The following is a 24883-nucleotide window of genomic DNA, read 5'->3' on the forward strand; positions in this document are numbered from 1 at the left end:
TGAGCCACCTCACCCAGCGTGACAAGAATCTTGCGAACGGTCACCGATCGCGCACCGATCGAAGACGGCCAGGCCCAGGCGCTCAACCACGACCGCCCTCGATGGCGTTGCCGCCGGCCCTCGCCGTGCGGGCGTGACCCAGACGTCGCCGATGGAAACACCAGGCAAGGATGTAGGTCACATTTCGCCAGAAAACGGTCGATGGCTCCAATTGCTCGTTGCCGCAGCCCAGTTCGACAGGAAGAATTGAGGTCCGATCCCCGCACGCCTCGTCCGCAGTCCGGTAGGGCCCTGCGGCGGCGTGCGCCCCCTCCAAGTCCGACCCCGCCCGCAGAGTGGGCGCGTAGCCGAAGGGAGGACCGTGACCTTCGGATTCGCTCCGTCCTCGGCGGCATCCATGTCGACGTCTGCCGACCTGTCCGCCGCTTCCGCCAACCCACTGGCCCGGATACTCGAACCCGCCGAGTGGGCCTCCGCCGGGATTCCGCTGCTGCGCAATCCCCGAGAGGTCGTCAGCGGACTGCACGCCCGGCATCTGCCGAGGCCCTCGACCGCGGTCGTGGCCGTCCTCGACATGGACGAGCGCCTGAGGGCGAGCGCCTCTTTCGTACGGCAGTCGGCTCCGGCCGACGGCTGGATGTTCCGCAACGCGCTGCTCGCGCAGCTGCGCCGGGTCATCCCGCACGACCTGCGGCGTCGCACTCCGGTCCGGACGGCGGTGCTGCTCTACTGCCGTGACGGCGACGCGCGCTGGACGGAGGAGGACGGGGCGTGGATGTGGGGGCTGCGGGACGCCTGCACGCTCCATGGGCTGCGCTGCGGGGCGTACATCACCCTGACGCGTGACGGCTGGCAGGTCCTCGGGGAGGGCCGCGGCGGACGCCGGCCCAACGCGGACTCGCCGCCGGAGTCCTTCGGCCCGTCCGAGGTTCCGCCGCCGCTGCCGCGCACCGGTGGCGCCGCGTCGGAGGTACTGCGCCGGGCGGCCGCCCGCTGAGACACCGGTCCCGAGGCCGGCCGATCGGTTCTACGGCGTACGACCGGGCAATCGGCTCACCCAGGGGGCGTACGGCAGACGTACGCCACAGCAGACGTACGACACACACGACTCGCCTACGACAAGGCCGCACCGTACGCCGCGGCCCACCGTGGGTACGCCGAAGTGACCGCTGTACAGGTGCCGCCGCAGCGGCACCTCAGCGTCCCCCCGGACGTACACCGGACGAGCCCCGAACCAGTCCCGGACAGCGTCCGGAACCCGCTCAGACCCCCGCGCCCAGCACCGAGTTGATCTGCTGCGGGTCACCGCAGACGATCAGCAGGGCGCCGGCCCGGCCGAGGGCCAGGGGCAGGGCGGTGGCAGCGGCCGCGTCGGGGCCACCGTTGACGGCGACCACGACCACGGAACGGGACGAGGCCCGGCCCGCGACGGAGGCGTCGGCGTAGAAGACGTCGTCGCCCGCGTCGTGCTGGGCCCAGTACGCGGCCTCACCGAAGGTGAGCTCGTGCGCGGCCCACGGGTGCGGCTCGCCGGTGGTGATCACCAGCACCTCACCAGGGGCGCGGCCCGACTCCAGCAACAGGTCGACGGCTTCTTCGGCGGCGTCCAGCGCACCCTCGGCCGAGGCCGGGATCAGCTGGATCTGCGGGGTGGCGGCAGCGGATGCGGCCGCCGGGGCGGACGGCCCCGGCGTGGCCGCGGCCGGCTCACGCGGGGTGCGTTGGGCCGGCATCGGCCGGACAGGACCCGGACGGCCGGGACGCGGCGGAGCCACGGGACGGGGGCCGGGTACGGGACGGGGGGTCGGCGCGGTACGGCCACTGGCCGGAGTAGCGCGGGGACCCTGGGCACTCTCGTGAATCTGAGGCTCCTCGGGAATGAGAGGCATGAGCTGATTTTTATCAAACGCCGGTGCGCATCGCGTCGGCGGGTGGCACATGAGTGCGAGCGGAATCGTCAGAAGTCGAAGCCGAGCTGACCCTCGATCTCCGGAACGCTTCCGTCCGCCCAGCTGCGGACCTTCTTGAGATGCCGCCACTGGGGCAGCGCATCAAGATACGCCCACGACAACCGGTGGTACGGGGTGGGGCCCCGCTCCTCCAGCGCGGCCTTGTGGACCGGCGACGGGTACCCGGCGTTGGCCGCAAAACCGAAGTCTGCATGGTCGATCCCCAGTTCGGCCATCATTTTGTCGCGCTGAACCTTGGCGATCACCGAAGCCGCCGCGACGGCGACGCACGACTGGTCGCCCTTGATCACGGTACGGACCCGCCAGGGCGCGCCGAGATAGTCGTGCTTCCCGTCGAGGATGACCGCGTCGGGCCGGACCGGCAGGGCTTCCAGGGCGCGTACGGCCGCCAGGCGGAGCGCGGCCGTCATCCCCAGGTCGTCGATCTCCTCCGGAGAGGCATGGCCCAGGGCGTACGAGGTCACCCACTTCTCCAACTGGGCGGCGAGCGCGGTACGCCGCTTGACGGTCAGGAGCTTGGAGTCGGTGAGCCCTTCGGGCGGACGACGCAGTCCCGTGACGACGGCGCAGACGGTGACCGGGCCGGCCCACGCACCGCGGCCCACCTCGTCAACACCGGCAATGACCTTGGCTCCGGTCGTGGCGCGAAGGGAGCGCTCGACGGTGTGAGTGGGTGGTTCGTACGGCATGGCGCCCTCAGCCTACGCCGCCCGGAGACCCTCGCGACACCCCGGCTTCCCCGAGCAACCAGGGTGTCCACATTCGCCGGTGAACCAGGGTGTCCGCGCCGGAGTCGATCAGGCGGCCCGCTGCCGCAGCAGCGGGACCATCAGCTGGTCGATCATCTCCTCCAGATCCCGTTCGCCCCATTCGCTCGCGCACACCTTGGAGCGGTACATCAACATCGCCGGAATAGCGTCGAAGACATACGCGTTCGCGGCGTCGGGCCGCACTTCCCCCCGCTCAATGCCACGGCTGATGACCTCACGCAGCAGATGCAGGGTCGGCTCGACGACCCGGCCGAGGATCACCCGCTGAAAGCGTTCGGCCTGAGCGGCGTCGCATTCGTAAACCACGGAGCGCAGTGCGAGTCCGGGTTGCGAGAACATCGCCTCACGCACCCTCCGGCACAGCTCCAGCAGGTCCTCCCGGATGCTCCCGAGGTCGGGCGCCTCCGTCAGGCCCGGCAGTCCGGCCTGCAGCGCGTCCGCGACGAGGTCCTCCTTGGACGGCCAGCGGCGGTAGACCGCGGCCTTGCCGGTCTGGGCACGCGCGGCGACGCCCTCCATGGTGAGGCCGTTCCAGCCGACCGTGCCGAGTTGTTCCAGCGCGGCCTCCAGGATCGCGCGCTCGAGCACGGCACCGCGTCGGCGCGAGGAGGCCGTCTGAGCGGAGGCGGCGGCCGTCTGGGCGGAGGGGGCCGCCTGAGCGGGGGCGGCCGTCCAACGCGAAGTAACCATCTGAGTCTCTCCGTTGTGCAAGGGGAGCGGGATTTTCGGGGAGGGGCGAGCGGTTGATGTGACGTCATCCATCGGCGACTTCAGTGAACGCTTGCGTTCACTGTCGGGGACTCTCTACCTTGGACGCGACAGTGAACGCGAGCGTTCACTAACGCACTCGTGGGGGAACCATAGTGACAACCTCTCAGTTGATTCAGGACCCAAAGGGCCCCAAGCCGGGGGCGGCCCGCCGGGAGGGGCACCCCGGCATCGCGCTCGCCGTCATCGCGGCCTGCCAACTCATGGTGGTACTCGACGCGACGATTGTGAACATCGCCCTTCCACACATTCAAGACGCGCTCAAGTTCAGTACAACCGACCTGACTTGGGTGGTCAGCGCGTACACCCTCACCTTCGGTGGCCTGCTGCTTCTCGGCGCCCGGGCCGGTGACATCCTCGGTCGGCGCCGGGTCTTCATGACCGGCATCCTGGTGTTCACCTTCGCCTCGCTGCTCGGCGGACTCGCCCAGGAGCCCTGGCAGTTGCTGGCCGCGCGTGCCCTGCAGGGTGTCGGTGGCGCGATCGCGTCGCCCACGTCGCTGGCACTCATCACCACCACATTCCCCGAGGGCCCTGAGCGGAACCGGGCGTTCGCCGTTTTCGCCACGGTCTCGGCAGGCGGTGGCGCGATCGGTCTGCTCGCCGGCGGCATGCTCACGGAGTGGCTCGACTGGCGGTGGGTCCTTTTCGTCAACGTGCCCATCGGTGTCCTGATAGCCGTGCTCACGCCGATGTACATCAACGAGTCCGAACGCCATCCCGGGCGGTTCGACATAGCGGGTGCGCTCACTTCGACGGCCGGCATGGCGTCCCTGGTGTACGGCTTCATCCGCGCCTCGGAGGAGGGCTGGCGGGACAGCCTCACGATCGGGTCGTTCGGTGCGGCCGTGGTGCTGCTGCTGGCCTTCGGAGTCGTGGAGACGCGGGCCAAGGAGCCCATCACCCCGCTGAGGATGTTCGCCGACCGCAATCGCTCGGGCACGTATCTGATCATGCTGAGCCTGGCCGCGGCGATGTTCGGCATGTTCTTCTACATCGTGCTCTTCGTGCAGAACGTGCTGGGGTACAGCCCGATTTCCGCCGGTCTGGCCTTCCTGCCGGTGACGGTCGCGATCGCGGTCGGCGCCGGTCTGTCGCAGCGGTTCCTGCCGGTGCTGGGCCCCAAGCCGTTCATGGTCGTCGGGTCGGTCCTTGTCGCGCTCGGGCTCGGCTGGCAGACGTTCATCAGCCCCGACAGCTCGTACGTCGGCGGCGTGCTCGGCCCGATGCTGCTGTTCGCCTTCGGCATGGGCCTGAACTTCGTGACACTGACGGTCACCGCGGTCTCAGGTGTCGCCCAGCACGAGGCGGGCGCGGCCTCGGGTCTGCTCAACGTCACGCAGCAGGTGGGCGGTTCGCTGGGTCTCTCCATCCTCACCACGGTCTTCGGCTCGGCCAGCCGTGACGAGGCGGAGAAGCAGATGCCGGGCTTCCTGACGGACGGCACGGCCGAGCAGAAGGCGGAGTTCGCCAAGACCCACCAGCTGCCAGCTCCTTGGGGCCATGAGGTACTCGCCCACGGCATCTCGGCCGCCTTCATACCAGCGGTCGCGATGGCCCTGCTGGCCCTGATCACGGCAGCGCTGGTGATCCGGGTCCGCAAGAGCGACATGGACGCCCTCTCCGGCACGGCAGGCCCTGCCGCAGGCTGACGGGAGCGGTGCGGAGGCCGGACCGGTGTCCGGGGGACCCGACGGCAAGGACGCCGGGCCGGCCTTCCGCACTACGCCCGGGGAACGGCGGCTTGTCCCGGTGGGGGTGATACGTGAGCCGGCCTCGACGGCGCAAGGTTGCGGCCTCAGCGGTACGTGCTGCGGCCTCAGGAGCGCAAGATCGCGGCCTCAGCGGTACATGAGGTCGTCACTCACCCGGCTGCACACGCTCCAGTCCGCGTCCTTCGCCGGCGGCCGGTGGCGAAGGATGTCCCGCGCGTGTCCCTCTCCCCAACTGGTGGCGTACCAAGGTCCGTCGCTGTCGCCCAGGTCCTCCGCGATGGACTGCAGCACGCACGAACGCAACGGCTCCGTCAGCTTGTCGAGGGCAGGTACGGCATCGGCGGACAGGCCGCGCGCGTAGTCGAGGTCGAAATTGCCCGTGTCCTCGTACCGCTGCACATTGCGCCCGGCGATCAGACCGTCGGGCGACATCAGTCCGAACGCGAGCACACCCGCGGCCGCGCTCGCCGCGACGGCACGCGGCAGCCAACGGGCGCCCCATACGCCTGCCGCCATGATGAGCACGATGACCAGGCCCAGCCAGAGCTCCACGGCCACCACCGAGACCCTCAGCCGCGTCAAGCCATAAGCTTCCACATACATGTCCATACGTCGCACCGCCGATGCGACGACAACGAGCGCCAGCCCGCACAGAGTTCCCAGCACGCCCCGCACCAGCTTCCGGTCGCCCGCGTCGTCGCGCGGCGCCCAGCGCAGTGCGAAGACGATGACGAGCAGGGTCAGGAGCGTGACGAGGAGCAGTTGCCAGAAGCCCTGCCGCGCGTATTCGGCGTACGTCTGGCCGGTCTTCTCGAGTACGGCGTCGTATCCGCCGAAGAGAACGACGAGTTGGACGGCGTTGAAGGCCGCGAAGAGCACGGTGAGCACGATCAGCGGCAGTGCCCACTCGACACGGCCGCGGGGGCGGCCCGCGGGCACCTCGACCCGGTCCCACTGGACGGGAGCGGCGGCCGTGTGGGCCGCCGCGAGCGCTCCGACCAGGCCGAGCACAAGAAGCACGATGCGCCAGAACCCGCCGGAGGCGGAGGCATCCGGCACCAGATTCCCGAGGAGATCCGCGAAGGCGGCATCGGCCCCCGCGAACAGCGCCCCGAAGACCAGCAGCAGGGCCAGGGAGACGACGAGCGCGCGCAGCCCCGCGCCCACGCCGCGGCGGGCACCGCCGAACCGTTCGCGCAGCCCGGTCCAGCCCCAGGTGGGACCGATGACCAGGGCATTGAACAGGCCGATGGGACCGAGCAGTACGGCGGGCCAGGTCCGGCCGCCGTGCAGGGCGAGCGAGCCCAGCGCGACCGCGGAGACGACGGCGAGGAACGAGGGCCAGTCCGCGTCGCGCAGGGCGGGCACGGTCAGCAGACCGATACCGCCGATGCCCCAGACCAGCGTCCACGCGCGCGTGCGTCGTCCCGCCTCCTGGGCGGCGAAGTACGCGGCGAGCGTGGCCGGGATCGCCACCAGCAGGAGATTGACCGCCAGCCCGTCACCAAGGAGCAGCATGCTGGCCACCCCGGTAGCGAGCGCGGCCCACAGCGTGGCGGTACGCACCGGGGCAGGGTGCCTGACCTGAAGGCCGGCCAGCCAGGGGACGGGCGTGGGCGACGGATCGGCCCAGTCGGCGTCTTCGTCCGACTCGGTCGCGTCCCTCTGAGAACCGGGTCCGGAGGTCAGCCCACTCGTGGAACCCGGTCCGGGGCTCTGCCCGCTCGATCCCGGTTCACTCGGCTGCATCGGAACCGTCGGCTCCTTCGCCCCCGGAACTGACTCCTTCGCCTCCGGAACCTGCTGCTTCGCCGTTCCCTGGTCTCTCGGTTCGGGCGTGGACGGCATGTCTGACACGGGACCCCCTCCCAGCCGGCCTCTGGGCAGCCCACAATGTGCCGCTGCGGCGGAAGGCTGCTGACCGGTGTCTCGTCGGCGCACGCCCGTCATGATCAACAGGCGGCGTGGCGGACAGAGTATCCACGGTCAAGGTGCCCCAGGGCGTGGCAGCCGGGCTGTAGCAAGCCTGTGACAGAGGCCGACGCCTCACGCTCGGTAGCCGGCTCCCTAGGGCGGCCCCGGCCCACTCGGGATGGCCGTACGCCCCTAGGCTCCGCTCGCCGCCCGCCCGTACGCAGGCCCCGGCACCCAGTCCGGCAGCCCCTCCGTACGCTCCGCCCAGGCAGCCGGTGGCGCCCCCGCCGCCCCTGCGGCGATCACGCCGCCCACGATGGCGCAGGTCGTGTCCACATCGCCGCCGACCTGGGCGGTGACCCAGAAGGCCTCTTCGTAGTCACCCAGGGCCCGGGCCGCCGACCAGAGCGCGAACGGCACGGTGTCGTGCGCCGACGTGCGCCGGCCGCAGCCGAGCACGGCCGCCACGGTCGTGGCGTCCCCATAGTCGAGCATGTCCCGCGCGCGCCGCAGCCCCGCGCCGACGGCGCTGCGCGGCACGAGCGCGACGACGCCGTCGAGGAGCGCCGCGGCGCTCGGCGGGCCCGCCGGGTCGGCCGCGAGGGCGGCTGCCGCGGCGACGGCCATGGCGCCGCCCACGGCCTCACGGTGCTGGTGCGTGGGGTACGCGGAGATCTCCGCCTGGTGTGTGGCCTGCTCGGGGTCGTCCGCGTACCAGGCCCCCAAGGGGGCGATCCGCATCGCGGCACCGTTGCCCCACGAGCCCTGGCCCTTGAAGAGGGCGGATGCCAGCTCGCGCCAGTCGCCGCCTTCCCGGATCTGCCGCAGCAGCCGGTTGACCGCGGGCCCGTAGCCCCGGTCGAAGTCGTGGTGTTCGGCGAAGGAGCGGGCCAGACCGTCCTGGTCGATGCGGCGGTGCGCGGCCAGAATGGCCACTACGGAGGAGGCCATTTCGGTGTCGTCCGTCCACTGCCAGGGACCGGGCGGCAGCTCGCGGCGCTTGAGCAGCGGGTAATTCGCGGGCACGAAGAACTGCGAGCCCAGTGCGTCCCCCACCGCGAGTCCGCGCAGGCTGGCCAGGGCGCGGTCCAGGCGCCCGTCGAAAGAGGAGTCAGCGGTCATCGCCCTGCCACTCTATCCGGTGACCCCGTACGATTCCGGCTCACACCATTGGTCAAAGGGCCGGTCGAGCGTGTACCTGCCGTCCTCCCCCAGAACGAGCATCCGCGTCTCCCCGTTCCCCGGGTTCGACAGCGATTCGAACTCGGCCACCGTCCAGTGGAACCAGCGCATACAGAACAGCCGCATGGCCAGGCCATGGGTCACCAGGAGCACGTTCGGCGGATGGTCGGGGGCCTCGAAGCTCCGGTACAGGCTCTCGAGGAAGCCGCCGACCCGGTCGTACACGTCGGCTCCCGACTCGCCCTGCGCGAAGCGGTAGAAGAAGTGCCCGTACGCGTCCCGGTACGCCTTCTGGAGGCGTACGTCGTCGCGGTCCTGCCAGTTCCCCCAGTCCTGCTCGCGCAGCCGGGGTTCTTCGCGCACCCGGACGAGCTCGGGGTTGAGCTGGAAGGCGCGGAACGTCTCGTGGGTGCGGCGGTACGGGGACACGTAAACGCTTATGCGCTCCCGTCCGAAGAGCTCCCGCAGCCGCTTGCCGGTCTCCTCCGCCTGCTGCCAGCCCTTCTCGGTGAGTGCGAGCGCGTGGTCGGGCTCGCGTTCGTAGACGGTGTCATCGGCATTGCCCGCTGACTCGCCGTGCCGGACAAGGACGATGCGCCGTGGTCGTGCCATACCAAAACCCTAGATCGTGTCACGGCCGATCGAGCACTCGTACGGGCTCGATACGGTGTAGGTCACACGCTCGGTACGGTGTGGGTCCACACGGCACCTCCACACAGGCACCGCCAAACGCCACAGAAACCACTGCGCGCGGCCCTCAGACCGTCCAGCCGGGTTCCAGCTCCACGATGTCGCCCGTGAGGGACGCGACGTCGGCTTCCGTCTGGGCCCTCAGCGCGAGCCGCTCCACCCGCTCGGTGCGGTACTTGCCGTGCTCGGCCTCCGAATGCCACATCGACAGCACCAGGAACTCGTTTCCCGGAGCCTCGCCGAACAGCCCACGGATCATGCCGGGGGACCCCGCCATCGCGGGGTTCCAGACCTTCTCCTGCATCAGCATGAAGTGCTCTGCGCGCTCCTCATGGACGCGGCAGAGCGCCACCCGCACCAGATCGGCGTCCGTGAAGCGCGGCTCGAAGCCGGTCTTCACGTCGAAGCGGTAGTCGAACAGTTTGACCTGGATGTCCTTGAAAGTGCCCGCCTGGGCTGCCGCCAGCCGGTCGTGGGAGCGCGCCATGAAGGAGTCATAGAAGGCGCGGCTCTCCCAGAAGGCGAAGATATGTGCCACTCCGGGCCGCCCCCGGCTCCAGCCTCCGCCCTGTCCTCGAAAACCCGGCTCCCCCAGAAGCCCCGCCCACTTTCGCTGCCCCCGCTCGAAACCGCGGCGGTCCACCACGGTGCAGCGAATCCACTTGACCAGCACCGCGCCATCGTAAGGCCAGGGCGCGTGGCGCCGGTCACCCTCGGCGGAGTACATCCGCGCAAAGGCCCCGCACGCGTGGCACGATGGACAACCGGCCACGACCGCAGGGCAGTTGGGCCAGGAAGTACGAGGGAAGGGGAGGGGAGATCTGGTGAGCGGTCTCAACAAGGGCATCCGCAAGGTCGAGTTGGCGGTGAAGTGGGATCCGAGTCCCGCCGGTGAGCCCGCCACCGATCTCGACATCATCGCGGCGACCTATCGCGCGGATGCCCCGCACGGAGAACCGGCCTATGTAGTGCACTTCGACAGCCGTTCGCCCGACGGCACCATCTATCTGAACCGGGACAGCAAGGACGGCAAGGGCTTCGGCTGGGACGAGGTGATGACGCTCGAGCTCAACCGGCTGAACGCCCGCTACGCGCGCGTGGTCGTCGGCGTCATCATCCAGCAGCGCCCCGGTCACAAGACGTTCGTGAGTGTGGTCAACCCAGCCATGCGCATGCGTGAGGGCTACACCGTCCTCGCGGAGGATGATTTCGCCGATGTCCTGGGGTCGACGGCGGCCACCGTCGGGGAGTTCCGGCGCGACGGCTCCGGAGAGTGGACCTTCCACCCGGGCATCCACGGCTACGACACGGATCCGGCGACCTTCGCCAGGATCATGGGCAGCCCTGAGGACGCCTGAATCGCGAGCCTGCCGAATCGGGCGGCACGGCCGGTGGCCGTGCCGCCCTCCTGCTGACAGTCGAAACCCGCGGATGACACGTCAGTCGCCCGTCCAGCCCGGGATCGTCGGCAGCACCTGCTCGGCGACGCGGAACAACGCCGCGTCATCAGGTGGCACGGCGTCCTGGCGCCAGATGACGATCTCGAAGGAACCGCCCCCGTCCTTCGCGTCCCTGGCCACCAGCAGGCGGCGGGCGATGCCGCCGGGGCCGGTGTCGATCTTGCCGCCGTTGAAGGTGAGGGCAATGGTCCGGTCCGAGGAGAGGACCGCGGCGTGTCCCAGGACCGTTCTCGTCTGCGCGGTCTCGCCCAGGTAGTCGGCCTCCTGGGCGACCGGGAGCCGGCCGTAGGACGCCGAAAGCTTCACGGAGTAGGTCTTCAGCGCGACGTTCGCCTCGGGGGCGGCGATCTCGGTGCCGCCGGCAAGGGTGATCCAGCTGTCGCTGCCCCCGGCGGTCTCCGCGCGCTCCTCCGGCGTTCCGAGGAGCGTCGGCAGGTCCGGACGGTTCAGCGCCGTGCACAGCTGTGCTCCGGAGACGTACTTCGACGGCAGGGCGTCCTGCGTGCTCGAAATGGAGCAATCGGCCGGCTCACCGTCATCGGGCTTCCCCTGGAGAACCTCGCCCAGTCCCCACATGCCACCCATGACGCCCGCGACCACCACCACCGCGGCGGCGGCCTGGGCCCCCGCGCTCATGCTCTTCTTGGATTCGGCGAAATCGTCGACCATGTCCCCCACCTGCCGTTCGCGCCCGATGCGCGCCGGGGGAGCCTAACCGGTGATCGTTTCGCCGGGAAACAGGAATTGTCCCGGGTTCCGGAAGTCGCGTGCTCTGCGGGTCCGGCCCGACAAGCGGTGTGCCCACGTCGCAAAACGCGGGGCGGTGGAGCCCAGATACCGGCTCCACCGCCCTGACCAGCTAGTTCATGACCAGCAGGCGTCTGCCATCAGCTGCAGCCGCTGGTCGAGCCGCATCCCTCGCAGATGTAGCAGGAGCCGGCCCGCTGCATCTTCGTACCGCAGGAGAAGCACAGGGGGGCGTCCGCCTGGATGCCCAGCTGCATCTCCACCAGCTCGGCGCTGGTGTGGGCCTGCTTCGGGGCGGGCTTGGCCGCCTCGACCTCGGCCTTCGGGCTGGCGACGGCCTTCAGTTCCTGCGCACGCGGCGCCGACTGGGCCAGGCCCTCCACGTCGACCTCGACATCGTCGACGGACTGCTCGTACGAACCGGTCTCCAGGTGACGCTGACGCTCCTCGGCGGAGTGGATGCCGAGCGCGGAGCGCGTCTCGAAGGGCAGGAAGTCCAGCGCCAGGCGGCGGAAGATGTAGTCGACGATCGACTGCGCCATCCGCACGTCCGGGTCGTCCGTCATGCCGGCCGGCTCGAAGCGCATGTTCGTGAACTTCGAGACGTACGTCTCCAGGGGCACGCCGTACTGCAGACCAACCGAGACGGCGATCGAGAAGGCGTCCATCATGCCCGCGAGGGTGGAGCCCTGCTTCGACATCTTCAGGAAGACCTCGCCGAGACCGTCGTCCGGGTAGGAGTTGGCGGTCATGTAGCCCTCGGCGCCGCCCACCGTGAAGGAGGTGGTGATGCCGGGACGGCCCTTGGGGAGGCGCTTGCGGACCGGGCGGTACTCGACGACCTTCTCGACCGTCTCGCGGATGGTCGCCTCGGCCTTGGCGGTGACAGCGTCAGTCGCGGACTTCTCCTTCTCCTTGGTCTTGGCGGAGAGGGGCTGGCCGACCTTGCAGTTGTCGCGGTAGATCGCGAGCGCCTTGACACCCATCTTCCAGGCCTCGAAGTAGATCTCCTCGACCTCTTCGACGGTCGCCGACTCCGGCATGTTGACCGTCTTGGAGAGCGCGCCGGAGATCCACGGCTGGATCGCGGCCATCATGCGGACGTGGCCCATCGCGGAGATGGAGCGCTCGCCCATGGCGCAGTCGAAGACCTCGTAGTGCTCGTGCTTGAGGCCCGGGGCGTCGACGACATTGCCGTGCTCGGCGATGTGGGCGACGATCGCCTCGATCTGCTCCTCCTGGTAGCCCAGGCGGCGCAGGGCCTGCGGAACGGTGCCGTTGACGATCTGCATCGAACCGCCGCCGACCAGCTTCTTGAACTTGACCAGGGCGAGGTCGGGCTCGAGGCCGGTGGTGTCGCAGGACATCGCGAGACCGATGGTGCCGGTCGGGGCGATGACGGAGGCCTGCGAGTTACGGAAGCCGTTCTTCTCGCCGAGGTGGATCACGTCCTGCCAGGCCTCCGTGGCGGCGGCCCAGATCGGGGTGTCCAGGTCGTCCATGCGGACGGCCTTGGCGTTGGCGTCGGCGTGCTGCTTCATGACGCGCTGGTGCGGCTGCGCGTTGCGGGCGTAGCCGTCGTACGGGCCGACGACCGCGGAGAGCTCGGCGGAGCGCTTGTACGAGGTGCCGGTCATCAGCGAGGTGATGGCACCGGCGAGGGCACGGCCGCCGTCGGAGTCGTAGGCGTGGCCGGTCGCCATCAGGAGGGCGCCGAGGTTGGCGTAACCGATGCCCAGCTGACGGAAGGCGCGGGTGTTCTCACCGATCTTCTCGGTCGGGAAGTCCGCGAAGCAGATGGAGATGTCCATCGCGGTGATGACCAGCTCGACGACCTTCGAGAAGCGCTCGACGTCGAAGGACTGGTGGCCCTTGCCGTCGTCCTTCAGGAACTTCATCAGGTTCAGCGAGGCGAGGTTGCAGGACGTGTTGTCCAGGTGCATGTACTCGCTGCACGGGTTCGAGCCGTTGATGCGGCCGGACTCCGGGCACGTGTGCCAGTGGTTGATCGTGTCGTCGTACTGGATGCCCGGGTCCGCACAGGCCCAGGCGGCCTCGGCCATCTTGCGGAAGAGCGCCTTGGCGTCGACCTCCTCGATGACCTCGCCGGTCATGCGGGACGTCAGGCCGAACTTGCCGCCCGACTCGACGGCCTTCATGAACGTGTCGTTCACGCGGACCGAGTTGTTGGCGTTCTGGTACTGGACGGACGTGATGTCGTCGCCGCCCAGGTCCATGTCGAAGCCCGCGTCACGGAGGGCGCGGATCTTCTCCTCCTCCTTGACCTTGGTCTCGATGAAGTCCTCGATGTCGGGGTGGTCGACGTCGAGGATGACCATCTTGGCCGCGCGGCGCGTGGCGCCACCCGACTTGATCGTTCCTGCGGAGGCGTCGGCACCGCGCATGAAGGAGACGGGACCCGAGGCGTTGCCGCCGGAGGAGAGGAGCTCCTTGGAGGAGCGGATGCGGGAGAGGTTCAGGCCGGCGCCGGAGCCGCCCTTGAAGATCATGCCCTCTTCCTTGTACCAGTCGAGGATCGACTCCATGGAGTCGTCGACGGACAGGATGAAGCAGGCGGAGACCTGCTGGGGCTGCGGCGTCCCGACGTTGAACCAGACAGGGCTGTTGAAGCTGAAGATCTGGTGCAGGAGGGCGTACGCCAGCTCGTGCTCGAAGATCTCGGCGTCGGCGGGCGAAGCGAAGTACTTGTAGTCCTCGCCGGCCTTCCGGTACGTCTTCACGATGCGGTCGATGAGCTGTTTGAGGCTCACTTCGCGCTGCGGGGTGCCGACGGCGCCGCGGAAGTACTTGCTGGTGACGATGTTGACCGCGTTCACCGACCAGAAGTCGGGGAACTCGACGCCACGCTGCTCGAAATTGACCGAGCCGTCGCGCCAGTTGGTCATGACGACGTCACGGCGCTCCCACTCCACCTCGTCGTACGGGTGCACGCCGGGGGTGGTGTGGATGCGCTCGATACGCAGCCCCTTGCTGGCCTTGGTGCCCTTCGCGCGGGAACCTCGTGCCGGACCGCTCGCCGTCTCTGTCATGCCGCCTCCCTGTATCGGGCTAAAACGCCCTGAAGTGCCTCGTTCTTCCCGTGGCACGGTGTGTGTCTGATGCTGCGCGCGCCGCCCATACGGCCCCCCGCAGCGGGTCTGTGGTCGCCGCCGACCGCCCGACCCGGGCCGGCCTCCTCGTCAGTCGGCGGCGCTGGCGGGCACGGGGACCTGGACAGCCCCTCCGGACCCGCGGTCGCTTTCCGGGCGCTCCGCTTCCGCGTCTTCCTTGTCCGCGGCGGGGTGCTGCCTCGTCTTTTCCCTGAGCTCCGCGATGGCGGCCTCGAAGTCCTCAAGCGAGTCGAACGCCCGGTAGACGGACGCGAACCGCAGATAGGCGACGAGGTCGAGTTCCTGCAACGGGCCGAGTATGGCCAGCCCCACGTCGTGGGTGGTCAGTTCGGCGCTTCCGGTGGCCCGCACCGCCTCCTCCACCCGCTGGCCGAGCTGGGCGAGTGCGTCCTCGGTGACTGGCCGCCCCTGGCATGCCTTGCGCACGCCGTTGATGACCTTGGTACGGCTGAAGGGCTCGGTCACGCCTGAGCGCTTGACCACCATCAGCGAGCACGTCTCCACGGTCGTGAAACGACGGGAGCAGTCGGGGCACTGGCGGCGCCTGCGGATCGACGTGCCGTCATCGGTCGTACGACTGTCGACGACGCGGCTGTCAGGGTGCCTGCAGAAGGGGCAGTGCATGGCTCCAACCCTCCTTCACAGCACGACTCATAGACCTCGCGAGACCTCGTGGGCCCCTCGAAGCAGCCCCAAGCATAGGCGATGGCCGAGGGCCCGAAGACCGGGGGACCACAACTTCTGGGCTGCTACCGCAATCCAACCACTAGATGTGGGGCCTGGCCGGTAAATTCACACACATCGCGCGTGTCACACACGGATCGGCATGTGCCGCACGGGCATACCGGTCGCGGACACGCGAAGAAACCGTGGTCGCCGTGCGGATAGGGGGCCGGTACCCCATTGACGGGGCAGTGGATGGCAGACTGGGCCGCGGCACACATCTGCTGGCACGGTCACCGCCCGGCGGTGAAGAGTACAGCAATGGGCCCTTTTGTCCGCCAGGTGCAGCGTTAGCCATACACCCAGACACTTGATCACGTCCGGCAATCCTCGTTTTTTCACTCGAACGTGTGTTTGGCGCAACCTTTCGAAAGCAACTACCGTTGTGCAGCAGGGAGACCATCGAGAGGGGCCGACGTGACCACCACCGCAGACAGTGCCACCATCACTGCCCAGGACCGCTCCCAGGGCCGACTCGAGCCGGTGCATGCGATGAACGAAGCCGTGAACCATGAGGGACCCAAGCGCTCGCTGCCGGGCCGACCTCCAGGCATCCGGGCGGACAGCTCCGGACTCACGGACCGGCAGCGCCGGGTGATCGAGGTCATCAGGGACTCCGTGCAGCGACGCGGCTACCCGCCGTCGATGCGGGAGATCGGACAGGCGGTCGGTCTCTCCAGCACCTCCTCGGTCGCGCATCAGCTGATGGCACTGGAGCGCAAGGGCTTCCTGCGCCGCGACCCGCACCGCCCGCGCGCATACGAGGTCCGGGGCTCCGACCAGTCCTCGGTGCAGCCCACCGACACCGCGGGCAAGCCTGCCGCGTCCTACGTCCCGCTGGTCGGCCGGATCGCCGCCGGTGGCCCGATCCTCGCCGAGGAGTCGGTCGAGGACGTCTTCCCACTCCCCCGCCAGCTGGTCGGCGACGGCGAGCTGTTCGTCCTGAAGGTCGTCGGCGACTCGATGATCGAGGCCGCCATCTGCGACGGGGACTGGGTGACCGTCCGCCGCCAGCCGGTCGCGGAGAACGGCGACATCGTGGCCGCGATGCTCGACGGCGAAGCCACGGTGAAGCGCTTCAAGCGCGAAGACGGGCACGTGTGGCTGCTGCCGCACAACGCCGCGTACCAGCCGATCCCCGGCGACGAGGCGACCATCCTCGGCAAGGTCGTGGCCGTGCTGCGACGGGTCTGACAACCCGCGAAGGGCGGGACGCCCCGCCTCGCCCCTGACCGGGCCCCGGAACCAACTGCGCCGGTTCCGGGGCCCCGCGTTTTTCTGGCCGGGGGGCCTTCGGGGGTGGCCGGGGGCTGGCTGGCCGCCGGGCCTGGCCAGCTGCCGTGGGACCTGGGCCGTGGGCGGCTTTGGCGGGGCCTGGAGCGTGGCTGGCCCTGGCGGGGCCTGGGCCGTGGGAGCTCTAGCGGGGCCTGGACCGTGGCAGGCCGCGGCACGCCTGGTCCGTTGCTGGGCCCGGCTGGGGCCTGGGCGCGGGGCTTCCCGGGCGGGGGTGGGCGTGCGGGCGCTCTCTGGCTAGGGCTTCGAGGTGTGGGGTGCTGCCCGGTGGGGCGGGGGCTGGGTCTGCGGTGAGCCGGCTGTGGGCGAGGGCTTGGGTGCGCCGGGACTGGCCTCAGCGTCGGCCTGGGCCAGCCTCACCAAGGCCGGGCGGCCTGATAAGGCGAGCTTCGCCCCGTAAGGCCGCACAGGACATAACCGATCCCGTACCCAGCCCGCCGCCCAGGCGTTACGCGTCGCTCTCCGCCTTCCGTGCCACCTCGTCGATCGCGGCGAGTGATCTGCGGGCCTGGTTACGGTCCGTCGTGTACCAGAAGTCGGGCAGTGACGCCTTCAGGTAGCTGCCGTAGCGGGCCGTGGCCAGGCGCTGGTCCAGTACGGCGATGACGCCCCGATCCCCCGACGCTCGTACGAGTCGGCCGGCGCCCTGGGCCATCAGGAGCGCGGCGTGTGTGGCGGCGACCGCCATGAAGCCATTGCCGCCGTTGTCCTCGACCGCCTTCTGGCGGGCGCTCATCAGAGGGTCGTCTGGGCGCGGGAAGGGGATCTTGTCCATGACGACCAGCTGGCAGCTGGGGCCAGGGACGTCCACGCCCTGCCAGAGCGACAGCGTGCCGAAGAGGCAGGTCTTGGGGTCGGCCGCGAAGTTCTTGATCAGCTCGCCGAGCGTCTCCTCGCCCTGCAGCAGGATCGGGTACTCGGGGATACGCGTCCGCAGCTCCTCCGCCGCGAGCTGGGCGGCCCGCATCGAGGAGAACAGGCCGAGCGTGCGACCGCCGGCGGCCTGGATCAGCTCGGTGAGTTCGTCCAGCATGTCCACGCGGTCACCGTCCCGGGCCGGGCGTGACAGGTGCTTGGCGACATAGAGGATGCCCTGCTTGGGGTAGTCGAAGGGCGAGCCGACGTCGACACCCTTCCACTGCGGAAGGTCCTCGCCCTCCGTGCCCTCAGGGGCAAGCCCCAGCGACGCTCCCACGCCGTTGAAGTCACCGCCGAGCTTCAGCGTCGCGGAGGTCAGGACGACGGACCGGTCCGCGAAGAGCTTCTCTCTGAGGAGCCCGGACACATTCATAGGAGCCACGCGGAGCGACGCGCCGAAACGGTCATGGCGCTCGTACCAGACGACATCCCACTCGGAGCCCTGGGTGATGCGCTCCGCCACGTCGTGCACGGTCTCCACGGAGGCCAGAGCCTGCTTGCGCACCGCGTCCTCGTCCTGGACGGACTTGTCGCGTGTCGAGCCGATCGCCGAAATCACCGTACGCGCGGCGTCGCGCAACGCCATCAGTGCGTACCCGAGGTCCTCCGGGATCTCCTCCAGGCGTCCCGGCAGCGCCAGCTCCATGAGCCGCTCGAAGCCCTCGGCAGCGGTCTGGAGCTGGTCGGCGGCCTTCTCGTTGACGAGTTTGGCGGCGCGCCGGACGGCGCGGTTGACCTGGCCGGGGGTGAGCTCGCCCGTCGCGACGCCGGTGACCCGGGAGACCAGCTCATGCGCCTCGTCGACGATCAGCACCTCGTGCTGCGGCAGGACGGGCGCGCCCTCGATGGCGTCGATCGCGAGCAGCGCGTGATTGGTGACGACGACGTCGGCGAGCTTGGCGCGCTCGCGGGCCATCTCGGCGAAGCACTCCGCTCCGTAGGCGCACTTGGTGGCGCCCAGGCACTCCCGGGACGACACGGACACCTGGGCCCAGGCGCGGTCGGAGACGCCGGGCGTGAGGTCGTCGCGGTCGCCCGTCTCGGTCTCGTCCGACCAGTCCCGCAGCCTCAGCAGGTCCTGGCCGAGCTTGCTGGTGGGCGCGGCCGCCTCGAACTGGTCGAAGAGGCCCTCCTCCTCGTCCTGCGGCATGCCCTCGTGCAGGCGGTGCAGGCACAGATAGTTCGACCGGCCCTTCAGCATCGCGAACTGGGGGCGGCGGCGCAGCAGCGGATGCAGCGCGTCGACGGTGCGCGGCAGGTCGCGCTCCACGAGCTGCCGCTGCAGCGCCAGGGTGGCGGTGGCCACCACCACCCGCTCCCCGTGCGCGAGCGCGGGCACCAGGTAGCCGAGCGACTTTCCGGTGCCGGTGCCCGCCTGCACCAGAAGGTGGGAGCTGTCGTCGATGGCGTCCGCGACGGCTTCGGCCATGGTCACCTGGCCGGGGCGCTCCGTACCGCCGACGGCAGTGACGGCAGCATCCAGGAGTTCGGGGAGTGAGGGCTTCGTCATAGCGGTGCCAGCCTACGGGGCGCCACTGACAGTCGGATCACTCCGCAGGTGTCGCGCAAGGGTCTGGGCACGGGCGCTCCTCGGCAGGGAACCGGATCGGGGCGAGCGGTGTACTAAAAGTGATGGCGCTACAACAGATCGCGCAGGGCCCGGTCTCGGACCATGAGGGCTGCCCGCTTGTCGGGCAGATCGACCTCGGCGGAGAGCCGGAAGCCGGCGCTCAGGAAAGCGGCGACGGAGGGGGTGTTGCGAAGGTCGGGTTCGGCAACGACGCGCGTGCATGAACGACGCTTGTCCAGTACGTGGTCGGCGACAGCTCTGAGCAGGGTGGAGCCGATGCCGCGCCCACGGTTGGCGACGCCGCCGATGAGGAGGTGAATACCGGTGTCGTGCGGTCGGGCGGGGTAGTGGCGAGCCAGGAGATCGAGGTCCGCACGGTAGATCTCCCAGTAGCTCATCGGGGTGCCGTCCAGCACCCCGAGGCAGGGGACACTGCGTCCGTCGCCGTCGAGTTGGACGCGCAGATGTTCCTCGGCCACGGACGCGGGTCCCGACAGCTCCCAGAAGGCCGCGACGGCAGGGTCGTTCATCCAGCGCGTGACGAGCGGGAGGTCGCGCTCGACACGCACCGGGACAAGGTGGAAGACGCCCACGGGCGTGTCGGTCGGCCCCCAGTCGCCGACGCGGTCGAGCAGGTCGTCGTCGGCCGGGGCGGCGAAACGGGTCTCCGCCATGCCTCGACGTCCGCCCTTGACCACTCCCGTGCTTCCGGCCATGCCGTCTCCTGCGGCGATGCCGGTTGCCTCTCCCGTGGCCCCGTCCGGTGCCCCGGCTTCCTGGGTGAAGAGCGCGATGAGCTCGTCGGGGAGCCGCAGGTCAAGGGTGTCCTCGGTGTCGGTGCTCGCGCCGGAGCCCGAACTGGGACCCGAGCCGGGACCCGAACAGGGCCCCGTGTCGGTGCCGAGTTCGGTGGTGGGGGCGGTACCGGCGTCGGTGCTCGCATCGGTGGGAGGCACGGCGACGCTCCTCTCAGGAGACGGGTGGGTCATGTTCCTCAGGAATGAAGGGGGTTGGCGATGGTGACGTAGACGGACTGCGTGTCGACGGGACCGACGAGTTCGTCGAGGCCGTGCAGCCGGGTCAGCAGGTTGGCCTTGCAGCGCAGGACCGGTGAGTCGAGCAGGTGGGCCGGCAGGGGCGTACGCAGCCGGGCCGGGCCGGTGGCCACGTCCGTGAGGAAGCGGCGGAAGGCGGCGAGCAACAGCTGTTCGTCGGCCAGGCGTTGGGAGCCGAACGCGCCGACGAGGCCGAGCACGTTGTTGATGGCGAGGTAGTAGGCGAAGCGTTCGTCGGTGACCTCGTCGGAAACGAACGTGTCGCTGTGCTCGCCGATGCCGGGCAGCCGAGCGTCGAGTTCGGCGCGCCGTGACTCGCGGAAGTAGTAGCCCTGGTTGTCGCGGTAGCGGCCGCCTTTGGGCCAGCCTTCGGGGTCCAGCAGGAGCAGGGTGTTCTGCTGGTGCGCTTCCAGGGCGATTCCCGCCTCGCTGTCCAGCCAGAGCACGGGGCGTACGACCTGCTCCAGATAGCGCAGGAACCACTCGGTGGCGACGGCGCCGCGTGGGCGGCCGGTGCGTCCGGCGAGCCCGGTGACGATCTCGGTGAGCCGGGAGCGCATGAGGGGCAGGCCCTGTGCCGGGTTCTGTGCGCCGGGTTGGGCGTGGGGCCGGGGCGAGACCAGTCCCGCCACGCACCCGGCGTCGTCCGTCGGGCTGAACGGGTTGTGGCGGATCATCACGTCGAGCCCGGGCAGGGGGCTGCCGTCGGGATTGTTGACGGCGAGCCAGGCAGGGTCGCGCACGATGTCGAAGCCCGGGTGGACGGCCTGCCACTGCATGAACAGGCCACTGCGCAGCAGACGGTGGACCTCCACGCCACGGTGGAGTTCCTTGCGGAGGTTCTCACGACGGGAGTTGGTGATACGCAGGCCCAGGCACAGCTTCAGCATCGCGGGCGCGCCGGAGCGGTAGACGGTGCGGACCGAGGAGGTGGGGTGCCACGGGACACCGTGCGGGCCGAGGTCCTGGAGCAGCCCGGCATCCAGCAGAGCTGCGGTCTCGGGACGGTGACGCGCCTCGCCCAGCTGCCAGGGGTGCAGCGGCAGGGCCGCGTACCCGTCGGGCAGCGGCAGCCCGGCACCGGCCAACCGCAGAGTGAGCTGCTCCGCGGAGACGCGGCGGCCGCGTTCCGTCCACGCCGAGTCGGCGGCCAGCACCGACGGGGCGACAGCCATCCAGTGCAGAGGGAAGGAGCCGCGCAACTCGGGTGAATACAGCCGGGCTTCGGCCTCGGAGAGTCCGTCGCGGCTCTTCGGCGTCGGGTGCAGCGGGTGGCCCAGCAAAAGGGCCTGTTCGGCGGCGAGAAAGAGGTCAGGTTCGTCGGCCGGGTGTTGCCTGCGGTCGCTGATGAACACGGCGGTGCGGCGTACGGAGTCGGCGACGCGGCCGACGAGGTCGGCGCCGTCACCAGCAGGGCTGTGCGCGGCAGCCTGAGGTTCGGGGTGAGCCGTGGCGGCTCCGAGGGGCGCTCCGCCGGGCTCTGGCGCGTGAGGTGCGGTGGGCGACGGGTCGACGGAGACGCGAGCGGGGGTGGCGCTCGTGGCTGCCGACGCGGTCGCCGATTGCCGGGCGAGCAGTACCGCCACCGTGACCGCGTCGGCGGGTGGTACCTCGTCGGGGGCGTCGGCGAGGTACGGAAGGCCGAAGCGGTGCCAGCCGGTGGCGGACCAGTAGTGGACGGGGGCCACGAGGGTCGTGCCGCTGGTGGGGAGGGGGATGCGGAGGGTGCCGTCGTCGGGGGCCGGCAGGTTGTTCTCCCGTACCCAGCACCGCAGCAGGTTCTCCACGGCCGCCGCCTGGGCCGCGGTCTGCGCGTCAGGATGCTCCAGCAGGTCGGCGGTGGCGCCGCGCGGCCGCTCGGACTTCCGGGCCGCTTCCTTCTGCCGGGGGACCGATTCGGCCTCCGGCCTGAGGGGGGTCTGCGTGCCACAGGCCGCTCGCTCGTGGGTGTGGGGACGGCCGTCGGGTGCGGGGGTGGCGTTCACGAGAGTTCCTTGTGGGTCGTTCGGGCTCGTGGGGCGACGAACCCGGGCGTAACTGGCGTGTGTTGGGTCTTGGGCGTTCCTGTTAATTCGGGTGGAGGTGGTGGGACGAGTCGATGTGGGGGTGGTCTGTGTGACCGGGATGGGCTCCAGCGGTGGGGGCCCGCTGGGTCCGCGTGAGGCGGGCAGCGGCCTGAACGGGCAAACGCGGACCGGGCGAACCGGGCGCGGGAGGCGGCCCGGGCGGCCCGGGCGGGTCGGGCGGGTCGGGCGGGTCGGGCGCGTAGGGCAGGCCGGGGCGGTCGGCGTCGGCCCAGCGAGGGCAAGGATTCAAGGATTCGCGGCAGCTCCAACGCCGTACGAGACGGCCGTCGCGCCAACTGACGCTTTGATCAAGCCCAATCCCCCCGGGGTCCCGTTCCTACGGCGTCCGCCCACGCCCCAGGTCCCCCCGTGCCCCCGCCAACGCCCCCACCGCGTCCGCGAGTCGGTCGAGCACGGCGGTCGCCTGTTCGTCGCTGATGGTCAGCGGGGGCAGGAGGCGCACGACGCTGGAACGGCGGCCGCCGAGTTCCACGATCAAGCCACGGCGGAGGCACTCTCGCTGGACGGCGGCGGCGAGTTCGGGAGCGGCCGATGGGGGGGCGCCGACGGCGGCGTGCGGGGTCGCTTCCGGGTCGACGAATTCGACGCCGATCATCAGTCCCCGACCCCGTACATCGCCGATGCAGGGGAATTCGTCCGCGAGTTTGCGGAGTTGGGCCAGTATGTGGGTCCCCAGGGTGCCGGCGCGCTCGGCGAGACGGTTCTCGCGGACGTACGCGAGAGTCGCCGTGCCTGCGGCCATGGCGAGCTGGTTGCCGCGGAACGTGCCCGCGTGGGCGCCGGGTTGCCAGACGTCGAGGTCGTCGCGGTAGACGACGACGGCCAGCGGCAGGCTGCCGCCGATGGCCTTGGACAGGACCATCACGTCCGGTGTGATCCCGCTGTGTTCCACCGCCCAGAAGGCGCCGGTCCGGCCGACTCCGGTCTGGACCTCGTCCGCGATCAGGGGGATCGATCGTGCCGCGGTGATCTCGCGCATCCGGCGCATCCAGGCGTCGGGCGCGGGAATCACTCCGCCTTCGCCTTGGACGGGTTCGAGGATCATCCCGGCGGGGCGCGGTACGCCCGACTTGCTGTCGTCGAGCACGGACTCGGTCCAGCGCGCGGCGAGTTCGGCGCCGCGGTCGCCGCCGATCCCGAACGGGCAGCGGTAGTCCTGCGGATACGGCAGGCGCGCGACACGTACCTCGGTAGCGTCCCCGGATGCTTCGAGCGCCCCCGCGGTCATCCCGTGGTACGCGCCGGTGAACGCGAGCAGCCCCGTGCGCCCGGTCGCCGCGCGCACCAGCTTGAACGCGGCCTCGACGGCGTCCGTCCCGGCCGGTCCGCAGAACCGGACCCGGGCACGGTCGGCGAACCGGGGTGGAAGCGTGCGGAACAGCTCCGTGGTGAAGGCGTCCTTCAGAGGCGTGGCGAGGTCGAGGACGTGCAGCGGCGCCCCCGAGTCGAGGACCCTTCTGATCGCCTCCAGGACCACCGGATGGTTGTGCCCGAGGGCCAGGGTCCCGGCACCCGAGAGGCAGTCGAGATAGCGGCGCCCGTCGGCGCCCTCGATCGTCAGCCCGCGCGCCCGCACGGGAACGATCGGAAGGGCGCGCGCATAGGTGCGCGCCGCCGACTCGCGCGCCGACTGGCGCCGCAGAATCCCCTCGTGCGCCGCGCGCGCCCCGTCGGGCGCTCCGGGACGAGTCTCCTGCGCCCCCTCAGACACTTCGGGCGCCCTCATCGGCACCACCGCAGGCTCGGTCACGGCCACGACTACAGGTCCTCCCGCTGTCCAGAGGCGACTTGGCAGGGGGCTCCGAACGCAGGCGGCAGGCCCCGCGTACGTACCAACGACGCGACCCGCGCGGGGAAGCGGGTGAGCCGAAGATCCTTGCCGTCACGGAACCGTTGCCACTCCGGCCCGGCCTCACATCCCGCGGCGTCGCCTCGGCGATCCCGTCCGAGACCGCCCGGAGCCGCAGCGGAGACGGCGCTGCCGCGTGCCGGCCGGGCGGACGGTCTCAGCGGGCGGCATCCGGCCCTTCCGCGGTCGGGCTCCGTCCGTCCGGCCGGGCGATCGCGGTGGAGATCGCCTCCGCTGCCCGGGTCAGAGCCGCGACGATCCCCTGCACCCGGTCCGGCGAGTACCGCACGCTCGGCATGGCCACCGACACGGCCGCGACCGTCTCGCCGTGGGCGTCGGTCACGCCCCGGCCGATGGCGACGACACCGCGCTCGGAGCGTTCCAGGTTCAGTGCCACGCCGCTGCGCCGGACCCCTCGCAGCTCGGTGCGCAGCTCAGCGAGGTCCGGGTGCTCCGCGGTGCCGTCGCCGGGAGTGGTGGCGTAGAGCGCGGTCAGCTCGTCGTCGGGGAGAGCCGCGAGCATGACCAGGCCGCCGGACACCTGGTGGGCGGGGAAGACCATGCCCTCCCGGTTGCCCACTCTGAGCGACTGCGCGCACTCGACGGAGGCGATGAACCGTACGGTCCGGCCGACGCGGATCGAGAGGCTCGCGGTCTCGTCGAGCGTGTCGACGAGGGCCCGCAGCGGGCCGAGGGCGGCGGATCGGATGGCGGCGACGTTCGACTGCGCCTTGGCGGCGATCTCCAGGACCGGGCCGACGCGGTAGCTGCGGTCCTCGTTCTGGACAGCGAAATCCCGGTACACCAGCGTGGACAGCAGCCGGTGGGCGCTGGAGCGGGCCACGCCGAGCCGCCGGGCCGCCTCCGAGACCGTGAGGGGCCCTTCGACCTGCAGGATCACGGCCAGCTGGAGGGCGTGGTCCACGCTGCTCACGCCGTACGCCGGCGGGTTCTTCATCGATTTCGCCACGGTCGTCCCGTCTCCGCGAGTGTTCTGCCAGACAGAATCTACTGTTCCAAATCGACCGGCGAAGCGCACGG

19 protein-coding genes are annotated in these 24883 nt (G+C 70.2%); 4 read left to right on the forward strand and 15 right to left on the reverse strand.

All coding sequences use genetic code 11. From position 1 onward, the window contains the following. Positions 1-361: 361 nt before the first annotated feature. Positions 362-997, forward strand: a complete 636-nt coding sequence (locus C4B68_RS10205) for a hypothetical protein (protein WP_099503882.1) — start codon at positions 362-364, stop codon at positions 995-997. 265 nt (positions 998-1262) lie between these two features. Here the strand turns inward: C4B68_RS10205 and C4B68_RS10210 are convergent, their stop codons facing one another. From C4B68_RS10210 to C4B68_RS10220, 3 genes are all read right to left on the reverse strand, one after another. Beyond that, positions 1263-1889 (reverse strand): hypothetical protein, encoded by a 627-nt coding sequence (locus C4B68_RS10210; RefSeq protein WP_099503884.1) that lies wholly within the window; start codon positions 1887-1889, stop codon positions 1263-1265. A 68-nt stretch (positions 1890-1957) separates the two neighbouring features. Continuing rightward, the gene (locus C4B68_RS10215) at positions 1958-2659 is read right to left on the reverse strand and encodes a ribonuclease HII (protein ID WP_099503886.1); all 702 of its coding nucleotides are present in this window, start codon (positions 2657-2659) and stop codon (positions 1958-1960) included. Between the two features lie 108 nt (positions 2660-2767). After that, positions 2768-3430: a TetR/AcrR family transcriptional regulator gene (locus C4B68_RS10220; RefSeq protein WP_099503888.1), complete on the reverse strand. Its 663-nt coding sequence runs from the start codon at positions 3428-3430 to the stop codon at positions 2768-2770. A 173-nt stretch (positions 3431-3603) separates the two neighbouring features. Here C4B68_RS10220 and C4B68_RS10225 point away from each other — a divergent pair, with 173 nt between their 5' ends. Continuing rightward, entirely contained in the window at positions 3604-5160 is a 1557-nt protein-coding gene (locus tag C4B68_RS10225; RefSeq protein ID WP_099503890.1) for an MFS transporter, read from the forward strand. A 189-nt stretch (positions 5161-5349) separates the two neighbouring features. Here C4B68_RS10225 and C4B68_RS10230 read toward each other — a convergent pair whose 3' ends face one another. From C4B68_RS10230 to C4B68_RS10245, 4 genes are all read right to left on the reverse strand, one after another. Then, positions 5350-7071 carry a DUF4153 domain-containing protein gene (locus C4B68_RS10230; RefSeq protein WP_373682246.1) on the reverse strand — a complete coding sequence of 574 codons (1722 nt, stop codon included), beginning with the start codon at positions 7069-7071 and terminating at the stop codon, positions 5350-5352. Between the two features lie 258 nt (positions 7072-7329). Continuing rightward, a complete protein-coding gene (locus C4B68_RS10235) occupies positions 7330-8259 on the reverse strand; it encodes an ADP-ribosylglycohydrolase family protein (RefSeq protein WP_099503891.1) in 930 nt (309 codons plus the stop codon). 12 nt (positions 8260-8271) lie between these two features. Then, positions 8272-8931 (reverse strand): histidine phosphatase family protein, encoded by a 660-nt coding sequence (locus C4B68_RS10240; RefSeq protein ID WP_099503893.1) that lies wholly within the window; start codon positions 8929-8931, stop codon positions 8272-8274. A gap of 145 nt (positions 8932-9076) precedes the next feature. After that, on the reverse strand, positions 9077-9682 hold the full coding sequence (locus C4B68_RS10245; protein ID WP_099504028.1) for a YdbC family protein: 606 nt from the start codon (positions 9680-9682) through the stop codon (positions 9077-9079). Between the two features lie 151 nt (positions 9683-9833). Between C4B68_RS10245 and C4B68_RS10250 the strand changes: the two genes are divergently transcribed. After that, the gene (locus C4B68_RS10250; RefSeq protein ID WP_099503895.1) at positions 9834-10367 is read left to right on the forward strand and encodes a TerD family protein; all 534 of its coding nucleotides are present in this window, start codon (positions 9834-9836) and stop codon (positions 10365-10367) included. A gap of 81 nt (positions 10368-10448) precedes the next feature. On the opposite strand, the gene C4B68_RS10255 is transcribed toward C4B68_RS10250, so the two are convergent. The 3 genes from C4B68_RS10255 to nrdR form a co-directional block, all read right to left on the reverse strand. After that, positions 10449-11138, reverse strand: a complete 690-nt coding sequence (locus C4B68_RS10255) for a DUF6215 domain-containing protein (protein ID WP_099503897.1) — start codon at positions 11136-11138, stop codon at positions 10449-10451. Positions 11139-11356: 218 nt separating this feature from the next. Then, complete coding sequence (locus tag C4B68_RS10260; RefSeq protein ID WP_099503899.1) at positions 11357-14266, reverse strand: vitamin B12-dependent ribonucleotide reductase; 2910 nt, start codon at positions 14264-14266, stop codon at positions 11357-11359. Between the two features lie 150 nt (positions 14267-14416). Further along, positions 14417-14971 (reverse strand): transcriptional regulator NrdR, encoded by a 555-nt coding sequence (nrdR, locus tag C4B68_RS10265; RefSeq protein ID WP_099503901.1) that lies wholly within the window; start codon positions 14969-14971, stop codon positions 14417-14419. 516 nt (positions 14972-15487) lie between these two features. Here nrdR and lexA point away from each other — a divergent pair. Continuing rightward, a complete protein-coding gene (gene lexA, locus C4B68_RS10270) occupies positions 15488-16264 on the forward strand; it encodes a transcriptional repressor LexA (protein ID WP_099503903.1) in 777 nt (258 codons plus the stop codon). A 547-nt stretch (positions 16265-16811) separates the two neighbouring features. On the opposite strand, the gene C4B68_RS10275 is transcribed toward lexA, so the two are convergent. The 5 genes from C4B68_RS10275 to C4B68_RS10295 all read right to left on the reverse strand — a co-directional run bounded on the left by C4B68_RS10275 (position 16812) and on the right by C4B68_RS10295 (position 24800). Next, the gene (locus C4B68_RS10275; RefSeq protein WP_099503905.1) at positions 16812-18791 is read right to left on the reverse strand and encodes an ATP-dependent DNA helicase; all 1980 of its coding nucleotides are present in this window, start codon (positions 18789-18791) and stop codon (positions 16812-16814) included. A 128-nt stretch (positions 18792-18919) separates the two neighbouring features. Then, a complete protein-coding gene (locus tag C4B68_RS10280; RefSeq protein ID WP_099503907.1) occupies positions 18920-19807 on the reverse strand; it encodes a GNAT family N-acetyltransferase in 888 nt (295 codons plus the stop codon). A gap of 38 nt (positions 19808-19845) precedes the next feature. After that, the gene (locus C4B68_RS10285) at positions 19846-21891 is read right to left on the reverse strand and encodes an IucA/IucC family protein (RefSeq protein WP_099503909.1); all 2046 of its coding nucleotides are present in this window, start codon (positions 21889-21891) and stop codon (positions 19846-19848) included. A gap of 418 nt (positions 21892-22309) precedes the next feature. Then, a complete protein-coding gene (locus C4B68_RS10290; RefSeq protein WP_099504030.1) occupies positions 22310-23719 on the reverse strand; it encodes a diaminobutyrate--2-oxoglutarate transaminase family protein in 1410 nt (469 codons plus the stop codon). 280 nt (positions 23720-23999) lie between these two features. Beyond that, positions 24000-24800, reverse strand: a complete 801-nt coding sequence (locus C4B68_RS10295; protein ID WP_306511438.1) for an IclR family transcriptional regulator — start codon at positions 24798-24800, stop codon at positions 24000-24002. Positions 24801-24883: the final 83 nt, after the last annotated feature.

The organism is Streptomyces dengpaensis (assembly GCF_002946835.1).
GTDB classification, from domain to species: Bacteria; Actinomycetota; Actinomycetes; order Streptomycetales; family Streptomycetaceae; genus Streptomyces; species Streptomyces dengpaensis.